Source organism: Stutzerimonas stutzeri, assembly GCF_018138085.1.
Classification (GTDB): Bacteria; Pseudomonadota; Gammaproteobacteria; order Pseudomonadales; family Pseudomonadaceae; genus Stutzerimonas; species Stutzerimonas stutzeri_AI.
This window is the reverse complement of the sequence record NZ_CP073105.1, coordinates 4518573-4536235: the sequence shown is the minus strand read 5'-3', so window position 1 is coordinate 4536235 and position 17663 is coordinate 4518573. Positions and strand designations below refer to the sequence as shown.

The 17663-nt window shown below is 65.4% G+C and carries 14 protein-coding genes; 9 read left to right on the top strand and 5 right to left on the bottom strand.

All coding sequences use genetic code 11. From position 1 onward, the window contains the following. Nucleotides 1–43 precede the first annotated feature (43 nt). Both recD and KCX70_RS20760 read left to right on the top strand, forming a co-directional pair. Nucleotides 44–1891, top strand: a complete 1848-nt coding sequence (recD, locus tag KCX70_RS20765; RefSeq protein WP_212618679.1) for an exodeoxyribonuclease V subunit alpha — start codon at nt 44–46, stop codon at nt 1889–1891. Between the two features lie 121 nt (nt 1892–2012). Next, on the top strand, nt 2013–2798 hold the full coding sequence (locus KCX70_RS20760) for a substrate-binding periplasmic protein (RefSeq protein WP_212620402.1): 786 nt from the start codon (nt 2013–2015) through the stop codon (nt 2796–2798). A 75-nt stretch (nt 2799–2873) separates the two neighbouring features. Here KCX70_RS20760 and KCX70_RS20755 read toward each other — a convergent pair whose 3' ends face one another. Next, nucleotides 2874–3791: an AEC family transporter gene (locus KCX70_RS20755; RefSeq protein WP_180984038.1), complete on the bottom strand. Its 918-nt coding sequence runs from the start codon at nt 3789–3791 to the stop codon at nt 2874–2876. Nucleotides 3792–3954: 163 nt separating this feature from the next. On the opposite strand from KCX70_RS20755, the gene KCX70_RS20750 reads away from it, so the two are divergent. Then, a complete protein-coding gene (locus KCX70_RS20750) occupies nt 3955–5139 on the top strand; it encodes a GGDEF domain-containing protein (RefSeq protein WP_212618678.1) in 1185 nt (394 codons plus the stop codon). A gap of 17 nt (nt 5140–5156) precedes the next feature. Here the strand turns inward: KCX70_RS20750 and KCX70_RS20745 are convergent, their stop codons facing one another. Then, nucleotides 5157–5558, bottom strand: a complete 402-nt coding sequence (locus tag KCX70_RS20745) for an acyl-CoA thioesterase (RefSeq protein ID WP_102846839.1) — start codon at nt 5556–5558, stop codon at nt 5157–5159. Nucleotides 5559–5776: 218 nt separating this feature from the next. On the opposite strand from KCX70_RS20745, the gene KCX70_RS20740 reads away from it, so the two are divergent. The 5 genes from KCX70_RS20740 (at nt 5777) to phoU (ending at nt 12745) form a co-directional block, all read left to right on the top strand. Then, on the top strand, nt 5777–6748 hold the full coding sequence (locus tag KCX70_RS20740; protein ID WP_021206103.1) for a PstS family phosphate ABC transporter substrate-binding protein: 972 nt from the start codon (nt 5777–5779) through the stop codon (nt 6746–6748). A gap of 217 nt (nt 6749–6965) precedes the next feature. Beyond that, nucleotides 6966–9242, top strand: a complete 2277-nt coding sequence (locus KCX70_RS20735) for an ABC transporter permease subunit (RefSeq protein WP_212618677.1) — start codon at nt 6966–6968, stop codon at nt 9240–9242. A 75-nt stretch (nt 9243–9317) separates the two neighbouring features. Continuing rightward, entirely contained in the window at nt 9318–10988 is a 1671-nt protein-coding gene (gene pstA, locus KCX70_RS20730; protein WP_102846842.1) for a phosphate ABC transporter permease PstA, read from the top strand. A gap of 97 nt (nt 10989–11085) precedes the next feature. Then, nucleotides 11086–11916 carry a phosphate ABC transporter ATP-binding protein PstB gene (gene pstB / locus KCX70_RS20725; protein ID WP_021206100.1) on the top strand — a complete coding sequence of 277 codons (831 nt, stop codon included), beginning with the start codon at nt 11086–11088 and terminating at the stop codon, nt 11914–11916. A gap of 106 nt (nt 11917–12022) precedes the next feature. Continuing rightward, complete coding sequence (gene phoU, locus KCX70_RS20720; RefSeq protein ID WP_021206099.1) at nt 12023–12745, top strand: phosphate signaling complex protein PhoU; 723 nt, start codon at nt 12023–12025, stop codon at nt 12743–12745. 32 nt (nt 12746–12777) lie between these two features. Here phoU and KCX70_RS20715 read toward each other — a convergent pair whose 3' ends face one another. Continuing rightward, the gene (locus KCX70_RS20715; RefSeq protein WP_031310636.1) at nt 12778–13692 is read right to left on the bottom strand and encodes a LysR family transcriptional regulator; all 915 of its coding nucleotides are present in this window, start codon (nt 13690–13692) and stop codon (nt 12778–12780) included. Nucleotides 13693–13776: 84 nt separating this feature from the next. Between KCX70_RS20715 and KCX70_RS20710 the strand changes: the two genes are divergently transcribed. Continuing rightward, the gene (locus KCX70_RS20710; protein ID WP_212618676.1) at nt 13777–14697 is read left to right on the top strand and encodes a DMT family transporter; all 921 of its coding nucleotides are present in this window, start codon (nt 13777–13779) and stop codon (nt 14695–14697) included. A gap of 84 nt (nt 14698–14781) precedes the next feature. Here the strand turns inward: KCX70_RS20710 and KCX70_RS20705 are convergent, their stop codons facing one another. Together KCX70_RS20705 and KCX70_RS20700 are read right to left on the bottom strand one after the other, a co-directional pair. Continuing rightward, nucleotides 14782–16155 carry a GTPase/DUF3482 domain-containing protein gene (locus tag KCX70_RS20705; RefSeq protein WP_212618675.1) on the bottom strand — a complete coding sequence of 458 codons (1374 nt, stop codon included), beginning with the start codon at nt 16153–16155 and terminating at the stop codon, nt 14782–14784. A gap of 75 nt (nt 16156–16230) precedes the next feature. Further along, complete coding sequence (locus KCX70_RS20700) at nt 16231–17655, bottom strand: DUF2868 domain-containing protein (protein WP_249121676.1); 1425 nt, start codon at nt 17653–17655, stop codon at nt 16231–16233. Nucleotides 17656–17663 lie beyond the last annotated feature (8 nt).

Sequence of the window (17663 nt, the reverse complement as noted above, 5' to 3'; positions counted from 1 at the left end):
AATCGGACTTGCGGACAGCCGCAGCATTTATCAGGAGCACCCGATGACCTTCACCGATGTGCCGCTCGGCCCACTGGAACGCGCCTTCGTCGCCAGCCTGCAGCGCCTCGAACCGGAGGCGTCCGAACCGGTGCTGCTTGCCGCTGCGCTGTGCTGCGAGGCGCTGGCCAATGGCGATGTCTGCCTGCCGCTTGAACGGTTGGCGGGCAAACGCCCATGGCCGGAACAGGATGTGAGCCTGCCGCCGCTTTCTACCTGGCGAGCGCAGCTGGGGGCCTCCTCGCTTATCGGTGCGCCAGGTGACTATGCGCCGCTCACCCTGGTCGGCAATCGACTCTATATGGCCCGTTATCAGGCCTATGAACAGCAACTGGCCGAGCAGCTATTGGCTCGGGCGGCGGATGCGCCTGAGGTCGATGAAGTTCAGCTGAGCGACAGCCTGGCACGCTTGTTCGCCTTCAATCAACAGAGCCCGGACTGGCAGCGCCTGGCCGCCGCGCAGGCTGTTCGCCGACGCCTTGCCGTGATCTCCGGCGGCCCCGGCACCGGCAAGACCACTACCGTGGTGCGCCTGCTGGCGGCATTGCTCGAGCAGCCCGGCGGCGAGCGCCTGGCCATCGGCCTTGCCGCACCTACCGGCAAGGCCGCGGCGCGCATGGCCGAAGCGATCCGTAACGCCAAGGCCGAGCTGCCGGTCAGCGAAGCGATCAAGCAAGCCCTGCCGGACGAGGCGCGCACGCTGCATCGCCTGCTCGGCAGTCGCGGCGACAGCCCGCGCGTGCGGCACGACGCGGCCAACCCGCTGGCGCTGGACGTGCTGGTGGTGGACGAAGCCTCGATGGTCGATCTGGCGTTGATGGCCAAGCTGGTCGCCGCGCTGCCATCCAAGGCGCGCCTGATCCTGCTGGGCGACAAGGACCAGCTGGCCGCCGTGGAAGCCGGCGCGGTGTTCGCCGAACTCTGCGAAGGGCGCGGTTTCGATGCCGAGGCGGCGGCCGATCTGGAGCGCATCACCGGTCAGCCCGTGCCCGCCGAAATGCCGAACTCGCGGCTTGGCGATGCGGTGGTGCTGCTCACTCACAGCCACCGCTTCGCCGGCGAAAGCGGTATCGGCGAGTTGGCGCGGCGCATCAACGGCGGCGACGCCAAGGGCACGGTCGCGCTGCTGCAGGAGAACCGCGCCGATCTTGCCTGGAATGCAACGCCCAGCTCCGCGGCGCTGATCGAACGACTGGAAAAGGGCTACGCGCCCTATCTGCAGGCCGCACGGCAGGGTGAACCGGCGGCCGCTTTCGACGCCTTCAACGGCTTTCGTGCACTGACCGCCCAGCGCGAAGGCGCGTTTGGTGTGACCGGCATCAACGAGGCGCTGGAAGCGCGCTTCAAACGGCGCCTTGGCGTGCCGGCACGGGAACGCTGGTATCCAGGGCGAGCGGTGATGGTCAGGCAGAACGACTACGCGCTGGGCCTGTTCAACGGCGACATCGGCCTGTGCCTGAAAACCGCGCAGGGCCTGCGGGTGTTCTTCGAGGGCGACGAGGGTTACCGCGGCTTCGCCCCGGCGCGGTTGCCCAGCCACGACAGCGCCTTCGCCATGACCGTGCACAAGAGCCAGGGGTCGGAATTCGCCGAGGTGTTGCTGGCGCTACCGGAACAACCCAGCCCGCTGCTGACACGCTCGCTGTTCTACACGGGGATCACCCGGGCCAAGCGCAAGGTGGAAATCTGGGCATTGCCGGCGCGGTTGGCCGAGGCCGTAAGCACCCGTGCCGAGCGTGCCGCCGGCCTTGCCGAGCGACTAAGCTTGGGCGATGAGAAGCGCGCGACCACGGCGCCTGGCACACCGGCATCCATCAGCGTGCCAGCAGGTGATCAGCTCAGCCTGTTCTGATGAACGCAGCTGCTCGAGGCCGGCACCGCCGCGTCCTTCAAACTTGGCATCGGCTGTGCAGACGTATGAGATTGATTCGGGTAGGGTGCGTCAGCCGCTCAGAGGGAGATCGATCGTGTCGATGACGGGACACTGGAGCCTTGGGGTGCTGCTGAGCCTGGCACTCAGCGTCGGCGCTCATGGCGCAGAGGTGCAGCTGGTGACTGGCGATGACTATGCTCCGCTCACCGGAAAGTCGCTCGCGGGGGCCGGCGTGCTGTCCGAGGTGGTGCAGGCGGCCTTCGCCCAGAGCGGAATGCCCTCGTCGCTTGCCTGGCAACCTTGGAAGCGGGGCTATCTGATGACCCATCGCGGCGAATACGACGCCACTTTCCCCTATATCCGAGCCGAGCAGCGCGAGCGCGATTTTCTCTACTCAGCGCCCCTTTATGTATCCGAGCAACGCCTGTTCAGCCGGGCGGACGATGCGCTCGAGCTGGAGCAGCTCGCCCATAGCGGTCGGTTGAGGCTGTGCCACCCGCTGGGTTGGCAACTGCCTGGAGACCTGCAGACGCAGGTCGAGCAGGGCCTGTTGATACGCCATTCGCCGCCTGGCCTGGCCGAGTGCGCACAGCTGTTGCTGCTCGGTCGTGACGACCTGTTCGTAGCGGATCTGCTGTTGGGGCGTTACGCGCTGTTGGCGACCGGCGCCCCTCTCCAACGTTTCCACATCTCTCGCTCGGTCCTGGGCCGGCAGACGATGCATCTCATCGTTCCGCGCAGCCGCGCGGGTGCCGAAGCCTTGATCGAGCGATTCAACCAGGGCTTGGCGACCTTGCGGGCCAGCGGGGACTATCAGCGGCTGATCGACTCCATCCTGACCGACGACGCGCTGGCAGAGGTGCCGCCGCCCGAGAAGGTCCGCTAGCAGCGACCCTGTCTGCCGAGCAGCTGTCGGCATGACTTGGATGCTGGTCGCCTGGCTGCCGTGCGGGTGTGATGGTCAGCCGTCGAGCAACGTCAGGATCAGCGGCAGGCTGGCAGCGGCCAGCAAGGTTTGCAGAGTGATGATGCCCGCCATCAGGTGGCTGTCGCCGCCCAGCTGACGGGTCAGTACGTAGGCGGTCGGCGCGGTGGGCAGGGCAAAGAACAGCACCAGGATGGTCGTCTCCATCCCGGGCAGGCCGATGAGTCGCGCCACGCCATACGCCAGCAGCGGAACGCCCAGCAGGCGCGCGGCGCTGTTCCAGCCCAGTGCCGGGACTTCGCCACCGAGTTCCTTGGGCTTCAGCGCCGCGCCGACGCAGAGCAGGCCCAGCGGCAGGCTGGCGGCCGCGAGCAGACCGAGCAGGCGGTCGGTGCCGCCAGGCAGGCCCAGACCGGAGAGGTTGACCAGGGCGCCGGCCACGCAAGCCAGGATCAATGGATTCTTCACGATCGGCAGCAGCAGGCCGCGTACGCTGACGCCACGCTCGGCGGTCAGCGCCCAGACCGACATCACGTTCACGGTCGGCACCATCAGCGCCAGCATCAGCGCCGCCATGGCCAGGCCCTCCTTGCCGAACAGGCTGCCCACCGCCGCGAGGCCCAAATAGGTGTTGAAGCGCAGGGCGCCTTGGGCGAAAGCGCCGAAGCGCGCCGCGGGCCAGCCGCGCAGGCGCCGCAAGAGCAGCAAGCCCACCCACGCGAGGCCCAGCCCGAGCATGACCGCGCCGGCCAGGCGCGGCAGTGCGGGGTTGCCCAGCGGCGCGGTGGCCAGGCTGCTGAACAGCAACGCCGGAAACAGAACGAAGTAGTTGATCCGTTCGGCTCCAGGCCAGAAGGCCTCGCTCGGGAACTCCCGCAGGCGCAGGAAATAGCCGGCAATGATCAGGGCGAACAGGGGCCAGAGGGCGAGCAATAGAGCAGTCACGCGATACATCCAACTGTGTAGGTGAACCGATAGTGGAGCCTCCCGGCGGCATCGGCAAGCGAGCCGTTGGCTGCGGCGCCAGGATGAGTCCACTGCCCTTCGCGTTCATCGGGAAATCGGTTGCAGTGATGTCCAAGTGATATCATGGCTTGCCGGCACATGAGCGACCACGATGCAAAACCTAGAACAGCAATCCGCCGAGGATTTCCGCGATACGCCCTATGGCAGGCAACTGCTGGTGGGGTTTCGCCGTCTGCTGTTCGTGCCGGATCTGGAGCGGGAATTTCGTCGCTATCTGCATCGCCAGGCACGGTTGGCGCAGCGGCTGGGCGCCTTTCTGCTGATCATGGTGGTCGGCGGTTATCTGTATGCCGAGCGGCACCTGCTGGCCCAGCCGGACGCGGGCTGGCTGCGCGAGCTCACCCTGCTGCGCTTGCTGGAGATGCTGCCGGGTATCGCCGTACTCGCCATATCGCTGTTCCACAGGCGCTTGCGCGTCGTCGCCAATCGGCTGTTTCCGTTGTTCCTGGTCATGGTCGGGACCGTCGCGGCGCGCATCGACATCCAGTACGAGATCATGCAGCCGGCCATGGCCTTTCGTTATGGCGCCGGTCTGCTGATCGTCTGTTCATTCTTCTTTCTGGGCATCACCTTCTGGCGAGCGCTGGCCAGTGCCACCGCCATCGTGCTGATCGATGTGCTGATGGCCGCGCTGATTCTCTCGTCTGACGAGATGAGGGTGCACTGGATCTCCGTCAGCTATTACCTGCTGCTGCTGGCGATCGGTGCCATCAGCCGCTATGTCCATGAGTACTCGCAGCGCGAGCAGTTCCTGGTTCGACAACTGCTCGGCTGGGTCGCGCAGCACGATTCGTTGACCGGCCTGGCCAACCGTCGCAGCTTCGATGCCGCACTCAGGCAGACGCTGTTGCAGGCGCGCCGTGATGGTCAGCCGCTGGCATTGCTGCTCCTCGACCTGGACAACTTCAAGGCCTACAACGACAGCCTTGGCCATCCGGCCGGTGATGCGCTGATCCGCGTCTTTGCTGAAGTGCTGGGCCGCTTCTCGCGACGGCCGATGGATCTGGCAGCGCGCGTGGGCGGGGAGGAGTTCGCACTGCTGTTGCTCGATTGCGATGCACAGGCGGCGCAGGCCATTGCCGGGCAGATCCTGGCGGCCCTCGCCGAGCGTGCGGTGCCGCACCCGGCATCGCCCCGGAGCGCTTATGTCACCACCAGCATCGGAATTGCCATGTGGCGGTCAGGGCAGAATGCCGAGCAGTTGTATCAGGTCGCCGACGCGGCCCTGTACGAAGCCAAGCAGGCCGGCAAGAACGGCTACCTGCTCGCCCGGTAACCAGGTAGGCGCGAGGCTCAGCGGCGCGGCGTCACCGGACGGGTGCGGCCGCTGCCGTCGATGGCGACGAAGACGAATACCGCTTCGGTGACCTTGCGCCATTCGCTGGACAGGGGGTCATCGCTCCAGACCTCCACCAGCATGCGAATCGAGCTGCGTCCGACTTCCAGCGTCTGGGTATAGAACGAAAGTTGGGCTCCGACCGCCACCGGCACCATGAAGGCCATGCGGTCGATGGACACGGTCGCGACGCGGCCGGCGGCCACGCGACTGGCCATGGCCGTGCCGGCCAGATCCATCTGCGAGACCAGCCAGCCACCGAAAATGTCGCCGAAGCCATTGGTTTCGCGCGGCAGGGCGGTAAGCTGCAGGGCCAGGTCGCCCTGGGGTATCGGATCTTCCTGTTCGTATTCTTTCATCGGGTCGACTCGCGGCGCGTTTGTTGTTCTAGCGCGAAAGGTCCGCGGTAGTGCGGGCCGGGGCGAGTATAACGGCTGTCGAGGGTGGCAGCGACCAAGCTGGTCTAAAGTTCAGTTTCGTCACCAGATTGTCATATTCAGTTCATAGAGTGTTCACACGGCCTCCAGACAATGGCCTCCGTTGCAAACACTGACACACCCCCTGCTAGGAGCATGGAATGAAACTGAATCGTTTGATGGCGGCCTTGACCTTCGTTGCCGCTGGTGTAGGGGCTGCGAATGCAATCGCCGCGGTCGACCCGGCGCTGCCGAGCTACGAAAAAACCTCTGGCGTTTCCGGCAACCTGTCCAGCGTCGGTTCCGACTCCCTGGCCAACCTGATGACCCTGTGGGCCGAAGACTTCAAGCGTAACTACCCGAACGTCAATATCCAGATCCAGGCTGCCGGTTCTTCCACTGCGCCGCCAGCGCTCACCGAAGGCACCGCCAACCTGGGCCCGATGAGCCGTCCGATGAAGGACAACGAGATCCAGGCCTTCGAAGAAAAATACGGCTACAAGCCGACTGCGGTTCCGGTCGCCATCGACGCCCTGGCCGTGTTCGTGCACAAGGACAACCCGATCAAGAGCCTCGACATCGAGCAGGTCGATGCCATCTTCTCCAGCACGCGTCTGTGCGGTGGCGAGAAGGACATCACCACCTGGGGCGACCTCGGTCTGACCGGCGAATGGGCGAGCAAGCCGATCCAGCTGTTCGGTCGCAACTCGGTATCCGGCACCTACGGCTACTTCAAGGAAGAAGCGCTGTGCAAGGGTGACTACAAGTCCAACGTCAACGAGCAGCCGGGTTCGGCCTCGGTGGTACAGTCGATTTCCAGCACCCTGAACGCCATCGGCTACTCGGGCATCGGTTACAAGACCTCCAGCGTCCGTGCCGTACCGCTGTCCAAGGGCGGCGAGGCCTTCGAGGCCAACGAAGCGAACGCACTGGCTGGCAAGTTCCCGCTGGCTCGCTTCTTCTACGTCTACGTTAACAAGGCGCCGAACAAGCCGCTGAGCCCGCTCGACACCGAGTTCCTCAAGCTGGTGCTGTCCAAGCAGGGTCAGGAAGTGGTGGTCAAGGACGGCTACATCCCGCTGCCGAAGAAAGTCATCGACAAGACGCTGAAAGATCTGGGTCTGGAAGGCTAAGACCCCTTTGCCGGACTGACGGCGCTCACCGTCAGCCTAGCAGGACGCCCGCCACGCAATTTGCGCTGGTGGGCGTTGTCGCGTCACCTCGCTGTAATTTTTCTGTCACACAGCTTGATTAGATTAGGCGCCCGACCGAGCCCTCGGCAGCCAGTGAAAACGACTCGCGCCCCGGGCGCGGCGCAGTTAAGCGGCCTTAGCGGCCAGGGACCTTCGCATGAACGATAGTGAGACCATGAGCGCGAATTCCGATGTGCAACGGCTGGATTTCAATACCCCGGCGCTGCAACGCAAGCGTCGCATCCGTGCGCTGAAAGACAACCTGGCGCGTTGGTACGTCTCCATCGGTGGGCTCGCCGTGCTCGGCGCCATCACGCTGATCTTCTTCTATCTCGCCCAGGTGGTGGCGCCCATGTTCCAGGGCGCCGAACTCGAGGCCCGCAAGGCGCAACAGCCCGCCTGGCTGGCCACGGCGGGAGAGCCGCTGCTGCTGGCAGTGGAGGAACAGAACCAGGTTGCATTGCGCCTGGGCAACGACGGTCAGGCTCGCTTCTTCAGCGTCCAGACCGGCGAACTGCTGCGCAGTGTCGAGCTACCCGTCCCGGCCGGCAGTCATATCGTTTCGGCGGGGCAAGATACGCCGGGCAATCGCCGGATCGTGCTCGGCCTGGACAATGGCCAGGTACTGGTCGCTGAACACAACTACAAGGTCAGCTATCCGAACGGCCAGAAGACCATCACGCCGCAGCTCGACTATCCCTTCGGCGAGGCGCCGCTGCAGCTCGATCCGCAGGGCCGCCCGATCACCCACGCGGCGATCAGCCTGAACGGCAAGACCCTGATCGTCGCAGGCTCCACCGAGGGTGAGCTGCAGGCCCTGCGGATCGCCGCCACGGAGAACCTGCTGACGGGTGAAACCAGCCTCGAGCAACAGCGTCTGCAATTGCCGCAATTGTCCGAGCCGATCAAGGCGCTGCGCATTGACCCGCGCCACATGTGGCTGTTCGCGCTCAGCGGCAACGCCAGCATCGACGTGTTCGATCTGCGCCGCAAGCAGCTCAACGGACGCTACAAATTGCTCGCTGGCAAGGGTGAGATCACGACCGTCTCGTGGCTGTTGGGTGGCATTTCGCTAATGGTCGGCGATTCGTCCGGCGGTATCGGCCAATGGTTCATGGTGCGCGGCGCCGACGGGCAGGCCGAGCTGAAGAACGTGCGTAACTTCCAGCTCGGTGATCAGCCGATCCGGCAGATCATTCCGGAAGAACGGCGCAAGGGCTTTCTCGCGCTCGATGCCAGCGGCAAGCTCGGCGTCTTCCACAGCACGGCGCATCGCACCCTGCTGACCCAGCAGGTCGCCGAGGGTGCGGCAGTCGCGGCAATGTCGCCGCGCGCCACACGTTTGCTGGTCGAGTCCGGCAACCAGCTGCAACGCTTCGTGATCGATAACCCGCACCCGGAGATTTCCTGGAGCGCGTTGTGGGGCAAGGTCTGGTATGAGAGCTATCCCGAACCCGACTACGTCTGGCAGTCGACCTCGGCGACCGGCGATTTCGAGCCCAAGCTGAGCCTGTCACCGCTGGCCTTCGGAACCCTCAAGGCGGCCTTCTACGCGATGCTGCTGGCAGCACCGCTGGCGATCTGCGCGGCCTTCTACACCGCCTACTTCATGGCACCGACGTTGCGCCGCAAGGTCAAGCCGGTGATCGAGCTGATGGAGGCGCTGCCGACGGTCATCCTCGGCTTCTTCGCCGGTCTGTTCCTCGCGCCTTATCTGGAAAGCCACCTGCCCGGCATCTTCAGCCTGCTGCTGCTGACGCCGGTGGGCATCCTGCTGGCCGGCTGGTTCTGGAGCCGGCTGCCCGAGCGCATCCGCCTGAGCGTACCGGATGGCTGGGAAGCGGTGTTGCTGATTCCGGTGATCCTGCTGGTGGGCTGGGGTTCGCTGGCCATCAGCGGGCATCTGGAGAACTGGCTGTTCGCCGGCGACATGCGCCACTGGCTGTCGCATGAGATGGGCATTCCCTTCGATCAGCGCAATGCCCTGGTGATCGGGCTGGCGATGGGCTTCGCGGTGATCCCGACAATCTATTCGATCGCCGAGGATGCCGTGTTCAGCGTGCCGAAAAGCCTCACCCTGGGCTCCCTGGCGCTGGGCGCGACACCCTGGCAGACACTCACTCGCGTGGTGCTGCTCACGGCCAGCCCGGGCATCTTCTCAGCCCTGATGATCGGCATGGGCCGCGCGGTGGGCGAGACGATGATCGTGCTGATGGCCACCGGCAACACGCCGATCATGGAAGCCAACATCTTCGAAGGCATGCGCACCCTGGCGGCCAACGTCGCGGTGGAAATGTCCGAGTCGGAAGTGGGCAGCACCCACTATCGCGTGCTGTTCCTCGCCGCCATGGTGCTGCTGATGTTCACCTTCGTGATGAACACCCTGGCCGAGCTGATCCGCCAGCGTTTGCGGCGCAAGTACGCCAGCCTTTAATGCAAGCGCGTCCAAGGACGCGCAGAGACGCAGCCGGTGACGGCTGCGACAAGATTTCGACAAAGGTATCGATCCGTGAAAAAGGATTCGCTGAACACCTGGATCAAGAGCGGCACTCCCTGGGTCTGGATGAACGCCGGCGCCGTGTCCATCGCCGTGATCATGACCCTCGGCCTGCTGGCTGTGATCGCCGTGCGCGGTCTGGAGCACTTCTGGCCGGCTGACGTCATCGTCGCCGATTACCAAGTGCCTGGCAGTGAGCCGCGGCTGGTCGCCGGGGAGGTGGTACAGGCCGAGGAGGTGCCGCGCGCACGTCTGGCCGCCAGTGGCTTGCCGGTGAATGTCGAGGGCGGCGAGTTCATGACGCGCGAACTGCTCAAGGTCGGAAACCGCGATGTCTATGGCGCCGACTTTTCCTGGGTGATCGGCGAGTGGCTGAGCCAGTCGCGCAAACCGGCCGATCTGGTGGTGCTGGAGCGCCGCGAATGGGGCAATTTCTACGGCGAACTGCTGAACATCAAGGAGAGCGGCCGACTGATCGCCCAGGGCGCGGATGCCTGGAACGAACTGCAGCAGCGCATCGACCGCGTCGATGACCTCTACGCTCAGATCGCACGGCTGGAAAAGGTCGACATCGGCCACATCAACCATGGCCTCGAGCGTCTGCGCCTGAAGACTCGCAAGCTGGAACTCGATGACGAGCTCGACGCCAATGCCCAGGCCGAACTGGATGCCGAGCGAGCTCGCTGGGACGCCGACTACCAGGCGCTGGAGGGCCGGCTACGCGCCCTGCATAGCGACTTCAACCGCGACAGCATCACCATGCGCACCATGGATGGTCAGCAGCGCGAATTCAGCCTCGGCAAGATCGTCCGTGCCTATCGTCCGAATGCCATGTCGTTGCCGGACAAGATCGGTTTCTACTTCGCCAAGGTCTGGGAATTCGTCAGCGACGAGCCGCGTGAGGCGAATACCGAAGGTGGCATCTTCCCGGCGATCTTCGGCACCGTGCTGATGACCCTGATCATGGCAGTGATCGTGACCCCGTTCGGTGTCATCGCCGCGGTCTATCTGCGTGAATATGCCAAGCAGGGCGTGCTGACCCGGATCATCCGCATCGCGGTGAACAACCTCGCCGGCGTGCCGTCGATCGTCTACGGCGTGTTCGGCCTGGGCTTCTTCGTCTACGTGCTGGGCGGCTCGCTCGACCGCATCTTCTATCCCGAAGCGGCGCCGGCGCCGGTATTCGGTACGCCCGGCCTGATGTGGGCCTCGCTGACCCTGGCAATCCTCACGTTGCCGGTGGTCATCGTCGCCACCGAGGAAGGCCTGGCGCGGATTCCGCGGATCCTGCGCGAAGGCTCGCTGGCGCTCGGTGCGACCAAGTCCGAAACGCTATGGAAGGTAGTGCTACCGATGGCCAGCCCGGCCATGATGACCGGCCTGATTCTCGCGGTGGCGCGTGCCGCCGGCGAAGTCGCTCCACTGATGCTGGTGGGCGTGGTCAAGCTGGCGCCGACCCTGCCACTCAACGGCAACTACCCCTACCTGCACCTCGATCAGAAGATCATGCACCTGGGCTTTCACATCTATGACGTCGGCTTCCAGAGCCCCAACGTCGAGGCGGCGCGGCCACTGGTATACGCGACGGCGCTGCTGCTGGTGCTGGTCATCGCGACGCTGAACCTCAGTGCGGTGGTGATTCGTAATCACCTGCGCGAAAAATACAAAGCGCTTGATCATTAACGCCCGATAAAGCGCTGGAGGCCAGACGCTGGACGACATGCGGCACCGACCGCGTCCAGCCTCGAGCCTCTGGCCTCCAGCGACTACGGAGACACCCATGTCACAAGCAAAGACGCATTCCATCGACATCTCGGCGCTGGGTCGCGACAAGCGCGCGCTGAGCCTGGCCAGCGAAGCCGTGGCCATCGAAGTGCCCGACCTGAGCCTCTATTACGGCGAAAAGCAGGCGCTCTACAACGTCAGCATGAACATCCCGCGTCAGCGCGTGACGGCCTTCATCGGTCCGTCCGGTTGCGGTAAGTCCACGCTGCTGCGCTGCTTCAACCGCATGAACGACCTGGTCGACGGCTGCCGCATCGAGGGCGCCATCAACCTCGACGGCCACAACATCTACCGCAAGGGCGAAGACGTGGCCGACCTGCGTCGTCGCGTCGGCATGGTGTTCCAGAAGCCAAACCCGTTCCCCAAGAGCATCTACGAGAACGTCGTCTACGGCCTGCGCATCCAGGGCATCAAGCAGAAGCGCGTGCTCGATGAAACCGTCGAGTGGGCGCTCAAGGGCGCGGCACTGTGGGACGAGGTGAAGGACCGCCTGCACGAGTCCGCACTGGGCCTTTCCGGTGGTCAGCAGCAGCGTCTGGTCATCGCCCGGACCATCGCCGTGCAACCCGAAGTGCTGCTGCTCGATGAACCAAGCTCGGCGCTCGACCCGATCTCCTCGTTGAAGGTCGAAGAGCTGATCTATGAGCTCAAGGCCAAGTACACCATCGTCATCGTGACCCACAACATGCAGCAGGCCGCGCGGGTCTCCGACTACACGGCGTTCATGTACATGGGCAAGCTGATCGAGTACGGCGACACCGATACGTTGTTCACCAATCCCGACAAGAAGCAGACGGAAGACTACATCACCGGTCGTTATGGCTAACGGTCGACAGACGACAACAGCGCTCGAGGCTGAAGGCTGGACGACAGGCGACTCCGTATCGTTCAGCCCTCAGCCTTTAGCCTCCAGCGGCTTTTAGGAGCTTGAGATGATCAGTAAAGACAGCCACACCCAGCACATTTCCCAGCAGTTCAACGCCGAGCTGGAAGAGGTGCGCAGCCATCTTCTGGCCATGGGTGGCCTGGTGGAGAAGCAGGTCAACGATGCGGTCACCGCGCTGATCGAAGCCGATTCCGGGCTGGCGCAGCAGGTGCGTGACGTCGACGATCAGATCAATCACATGGAGCGTGACATCGACGAGGAGTGCATTCGCATCCTTGCTCGACGCCAGCCAGCGGCCTCGGACCTGCGTCTGATCATCAGCATCTCCAAGTCGGTGATCGACCTGGAGCGCATCGGCGACGAAGCGACAAAGATCGCCCGCCGCGCCATCGAGCTGTGCGAAGACGGCGAATCGCCGCGCGGCTACGTCGAGGTCCGCCATATCGGCGATCAGGTTCGCCGTATGGTGCAGGAGGCGCTGGATGCGTTCGCCCGCTTCGACGCCGATCTGGCGTTGTCGGTGGCGCAGTACGACAAGACCGTCGACCGCGAATACAAGACCGCGCTGCGTGAGCTGGTCACCTACATGATGGAAGATCCGCGTTCGATCTCACGCGTGCTCAGCGTGATCTGGGTGCTGCGTTCGCTGGAGCGAATCGGCGACCACGCCCGCAACATCGCCGAGATGGTGATCTACCTGGTGCGCGGCACCGACGTCCGCCACCTGGGCCTGACCCGGATGGCCGAGGAAGTCGCCAAGCGCGACTGACCAGCGTCGAGGCCTGGTTCTACAGCTCCTGGTCAGCAGGATGCCAGCGCCTCGCTCAGGTAATCGATCAGCACCCGTTGCTTCGGCGGCAGGTGCTGGTTCTGCCGCCACAGCAGCCAGGCCGCGCCCTGATAGGATCCGGTGTAGCGCCAGTGCGGCAGCACCTCGCGCAAGCGTCCGTCGGCCAAGGCCTGGGCCGCAGTGAAATGTGGCAGCACCGTGACGCCGATATCGGCCAGCGCCGCTTCCAGTCTCGCTTCGCTGTGATTGCAGACATAGCGACCGCGCACCGTCACCATCTCCTGCCGCTCGCCATCGCTGAAATGCCAGCGGTTGTCGCCCGCGTGCTCGCCCAGGTAAACACAATTGTGGCGGAGCAATTCCTGTGGATGCTGCGGCGTGCCCTGCCGGTCCAGGTAGGCCGGACTCGCGCACAGCAGCTGACGCACCGCCCCGAGCGGCTTGCCGACCAGGTCTTCGGGCGGTTGATCGGTGACTTTCACCAGCAGGTCGAAGCCGTCTTCGATCAGGTCCGGGCTCTGGTCGCTGATCTGCAAATGCACGTCTACGTCGGCATAGCGGCGCAGGAAGCCCGGTATCAGCGGGCTGATCACGAACTTGCCGTAGGCCTTGGGCACGCTCAGGCGCACCAGCCCGCGCGGGCTACTCATCAGGCGCTCGCCGATGGCCAGAGCCTGGTCGGCGGCATCCAGCATCGAGCGGCAATGGCCGTAGAACTCGCTGCCGGCTTCGTTGAGCCGCAATTGCCGCGTGGTGCGCTCCATCAGTCGTAGCGACAGCTCCTGCTCCAGGCGCGCCACCTGGCGACTGACCGCGGAGGCGGTCGTTCCCAGCTGACGGGCCGCCGCGGAGAAGCTCCCAGCCTCGACCACCCGCACGAACACCGCCATACCGGGTAACAACGAAGCCCTCTCATTTGTTCTCATGCCGAACAAGTCCTTTTCCGTATTGCTGGATTATCGACCGCAGCACATCAGTGGACAATCCGTGCATTCGGATAGGAGTTCGGCATGAGAGATTGGCAAGGTGCGGTGCGACGCAAGCTCTGGCTGGCCGATGCCATGTTGCTGATGGTGGCGGTTATCTGGGGCAGCAGTTATGCGGTGGCCAAGCAGGCGCTGTGGTTCTATCCGGTGCTGGGTTTTCTGGCGATTCGCTTCGGGCTGACGTTCATTGTGCTGCTGCCCCAGTTGCGCGGAGACGGGCGGCGCGCGATTCGTCCGGGCCTGCCGTTGGGCCTGGTGATGCTGTGCATCTTTCTCTGCGAGACCTGGGGCGTGATGCTCACGACGGCCAGCAATGCGGCCTTCCTCATCAGCCTGTGCGTCGTGTTCACCCCGTTCGTCGAATGGGCGATGTTGCGCCAGCGGCCGAGCAACCTGCTGTTTGCCGCCTGCGCGCTATCGCTGGCTGGCGTCTGGCTGCTGACAGGCGGGGCGGCGATAGCGCTCAATCTGGGGGATGGACTGATGCTTGCGGCGGCGCTGTTGCGTGCCGTGCTGGTCTGCCTAACGCGACGTCTGACGGCCGGTCTCGAGGTGCCGCCGCTGGCTTTGACGGCGGTACAGAGCGCAGTGGTGGCGTCGGGCTGCCTGCTGCTGGGCCTGGCGCTACCGGGAGGCCTGCCGGCACTGCCGCAGAGTCCGGCGTTCTGGGCGGCGACCTTGTATCTGGTCGGCTTCGCCACGCTGTTTGCGCTCTACGTGCAGAACCTGGCGCTGGGCCGTACCAGCGCGACGCGGGTGTCGCTGCTGATGGGCTCGGAGCCGCTGTTCGGCGCCCTCATTGCCGGGCTCTGGCTGGGCGAACGGCTAGACGTGCAGGGCTGGATCGGCGGGCTGTTGATCATGATCGCGACACTGGGGACCTTACTGTTCGGCCGTTCGGAGGCACCGGTCGCAGCCGAAAGCGGGCTGCCGGCACGCAGCTGATCGCCGGCTGCGGGCACCGATCAAGGCGAGTTCTTGCAGTGGCCGGATGAGCTACGAACCCACCCTCCAAGCTGCGGTTGTTGGCTAGCTCTTCTGCAAACTGATGATCAGCTCTGCCAATTGCTGCTGCCGCTCGGCCTGCTCGGGACGGGCGCCGGGGTTCAGCGACGACCATTGCGGATGGGCGCGACAACGATGCAACGCCTCGGGCAGCCTGCCCTCACGCCAGGCCTTGTCGTCCGGCGCTTCCAGGCGGATCGCCTCCATCGCGGCATGCCCTCGGGCGGCGAGGGCAATCAGCAACCGCCGCTGGCGCAGGGCAAGCAGCCGCAGCACGGCATCATCGACGGTGAGTTCGCGCTGGCCCTTGAGCTTCCCTAGAAGGCGGTTGCCGTAATGCCTGGCGGTCTGCGCACCACCGCCCGCGAGCGCCCCAAGCAGCGCCGCCGCGCCCATCGTGATGCCGCCAACCATCAGGTCGACCCCGGCACCAGCCGCCGCGCCGGCCGCCATCCCGCCGCCGATCTTCACCCCGAGCTGCTTGAGCGTCTCGGGGTTGAACAGGTCGTCACCCCAGCGGCCGTCGAGCAGCGGCAGATCGGCAGCCGCCGCATCTTGTGGGCGGAAGCCATAGAGCCGCAGCAAGGATTCGACGCAGCGTTGCTCGCGGGACCGCACGGCGTCGTGCAGCTCACGGATGGCGCCGCGCTCGAGGTCGGGCTGCGCCGCAACGCTACGGCGGCAGGCGGCGACGTCGACCAGCAGCTCGGCGATCAGCCGGTGACCTTCGGCCAGCCGCGCCGCGGCCTGGGCTTCATGGTCGTCGATCAACCGCTGCAGCTTGGGCCGCGACTGCTCAAGGAGTAGCGCCAGGCTTTCATACAGCCGGCGTTCGCCATCGATCGGTGGTGCCACGCTGTCGAAGCGCACCAGCGCGTGCAGGCCCAGCCGCGCCAATGCCTCACGCCACTGTTCCTCTCGATGCCCGGGTTGCGCGACGAAGTTGAGCACCGGCAGCAGGGGTTTGCCGCAGCCGGCCAGCACCGCCAGCTCGTCCTTGTACTTGGCCAGTACCGGCTCGCGTGCGTCGATCACGTAAAGCCCGGCGTCGCTGGCCAGCAGCTGACGCAGTACCTTGGCTTCCTGCTCGAAACGCTGGCGCGCCTCGCTGCCATCGAGAAACCGCGCGGTACGGGCCGGGCCGTCGAGCCGCTCGCCGGGCCGTTCGATTCGCTCCAGATGGTCGAGCAGGGCGATGGCGTCTTCCAGGCCGGGCGTGTCGTAGAGTTCGAGCAGCGGTTCGCCGTCGACCGACAGCCGTGCGCCTTCGACGTGACGGGTGGTGCTCGGCCGGTGGGACACCTCGCCAAAGCCGACATCCCGGGTCAGGGTGCGCAGCAGCGAGGTCTTGCCGACATTGGTGTGGCCGACCAGGGCGAGTTTCAGCGGTGTGCTCATGACTGCGACTCCGCTTTAACGTCTGCGAGGCGGCAGATGCGCTGAGCGGCGCCTTCTGCAATCGAACCAAGCTGATCAATCATGGCCAGTCTCCAGCCAGGTCATGGGTGCGCTGCCCGAATGAGGCAGTCCAACGCTGTCCAGTGCCTGGTGCCAGTCTTGCAGTCGATGGCTGTCCAGCGCTTCGCCCGCGGGCGGTTGCAGCAGCCAGACGCGACTTTGCGCCGCGCAACGGCTCAGTTCGCCGATCAGCGCCAGCGTGCCGCGGTCCGGCGAACGGCGCGGATCACAGGCGATGGCCAGGCGCTGGGGCGGAAAGCGGGTGAGTTGCTCCAGCAGTCGGCGGCGTTGTTCGCGATCGTCCAGCACGCCGGCATCGGCCACGGTCTTCGGCAGCTTGGGTGGCCAGGGGTGGCTCGGGTCCAGCTCGATGGCCACCAGCACGGCGCCCTCGCTGCCGTCCAGTTGCGCACCGGCGCTGGGTGCGTGCAACTGCTGCGGCGCCGCATCGCTGACCCCGAGGCGCTCACTAGGCGGTTGCAGGCGTTCACGCAGCAGGCGATAGGCCGGCAATTGCAAATCCAGGCGCAGCCGGGCACGGCCGCGCCGCCAGCGCCACAGGCACAGGATTGCCAGCAGCAGGCGCGGCAACAGGCCATAGACCAGCACCACGCCGACCAGCCAGCCGGCCCAACTTTGCCGGGCGGTCTCGGTGCCACCGGCCGAGGCGGTGCCGGCCAGGGCGCCGCTGTCGAGCGCCCCACTGGCGCGGATCTGTTCGATGTCCGGCACGCTGAAACCCAGTAGCGAGGGCAGCGTGCCGAGCGTCTGGGTCAGGTTGATAAAGGTGCTGTCGCCCAGAATGGTGGTTTCCCAGACGAAGCCGTAGCGCCGCGTGGCGAGCAGAGCCAGCAGCGTCAGCAGGGCGCTGCCCATGGCCACCAGCCACAGCCCGTGGACGCCGAGGCCCAGCAGCCAGCGGCCCAGGCGGCGCTGGTCGAGCACCGCCAGCAACGCCGGCGCCAGCTGCACGGCACGGGCGTCGCGAGCGAGCTTCTGGCTGAGCCACAGCCACAATCGTCCCAGTGCGGCGCCACTGTCACCGGCGAGGAAAAATCCCAGCAGCCAGCCGAGCAAGGTCAGCAGGTTCAGCCCGAGCAGGCTGCCCAGCGCCCAGAACACGTTGACCGACCGCACACCGTCGCCCAGTGCCGCCAGTGCCAGCCCGGCACCGGTGAACAGTGCCAGCAGCACCAGCGCGATGCCCGCCAGCTTCGCCCCTTGCCGCCAGTGCCGCAGCGCTTCGGCCAGCCCGTCACGGCGCGCCAGCCATAGCGCGCGATGCTCGATCAGCGCGGGCAGCTCGCCGCCTTGCGCGCGCGCCTGGCGATTGGCTTCGGCATCGTCCAAGGGGCCGGCATGTTCTTCACGCAGACGCACGGCTTCGGTCAGCCAGAGGCGGTCGAGAGGGTCAAGCGGCGGCAGGGGAGCTTGGGGCACGCGGATTC

Excerpts from the sequence above, each read along its gene's own strand:
- recD (WP_212618679.1), top strand. The coding sequence starts at position 44 with ATGACCTTCACCGATGTGCCGCTCGGCCCACTGGAACGCGCCTTCGTC.
- KCX70_RS20760 (WP_212620402.1), top strand. The coding sequence starts at position 2,013 with ATGACGGGACACTGGAGCCTTGGGGTGCTGCTGAGCCTGGCACTCAGC.
- KCX70_RS20755 (WP_180984038.1), bottom strand. The coding sequence starts at position 3,791 with ATGTATCGCGTGACTGCTCTATTGCTCGCCCTCTGGCCCCTGTTCGCC.
- KCX70_RS20750 (WP_212618678.1), top strand. The coding sequence starts at position 3,955 with ATGCAAAACCTAGAACAGCAATCCGCCGAGGATTTCCGCGATACGCCC.
- KCX70_RS20745 (WP_102846839.1), bottom strand. The coding sequence starts at position 5,558 with ATGAAAGAATACGAACAGGAAGATCCGATACCCCAGGGCGACCTGGCC.
- KCX70_RS20740 (WP_021206103.1), top strand. The coding sequence starts at position 5,777 with ATGAAACTGAATCGTTTGATGGCGGCCTTGACCTTCGTTGCCGCTGGT.
- KCX70_RS20735 (WP_212618677.1), top strand. The coding sequence starts at position 6,966 with ATGAACGATAGTGAGACCATGAGCGCGAATTCCGATGTGCAACGGCTG.
- pstB (WP_021206100.1), top strand. The coding sequence starts at position 11,086 with ATGTCACAAGCAAAGACGCATTCCATCGACATCTCGGCGCTGGGTCGC.
- phoU (WP_021206099.1), top strand. The coding sequence starts at position 12,023 with ATGATCAGTAAAGACAGCCACACCCAGCACATTTCCCAGCAGTTCAAC.
- KCX70_RS20715 (WP_031310636.1), bottom strand. The coding sequence starts at position 13,692 with ATGAGAACAAATGAGAGGGCTTCGTTGTTACCCGGTATGGCGGTGTTC.
- KCX70_RS20710 (WP_212618676.1), top strand. The coding sequence starts at position 13,777 with ATGAGAGATTGGCAAGGTGCGGTGCGACGCAAGCTCTGGCTGGCCGAT.
- KCX70_RS20705 (WP_212618675.1), bottom strand. The coding sequence starts at position 16,155 with ATGAGCACACCGCTGAAACTCGCCCTGGTCGGCCACACCAATGTCGGC.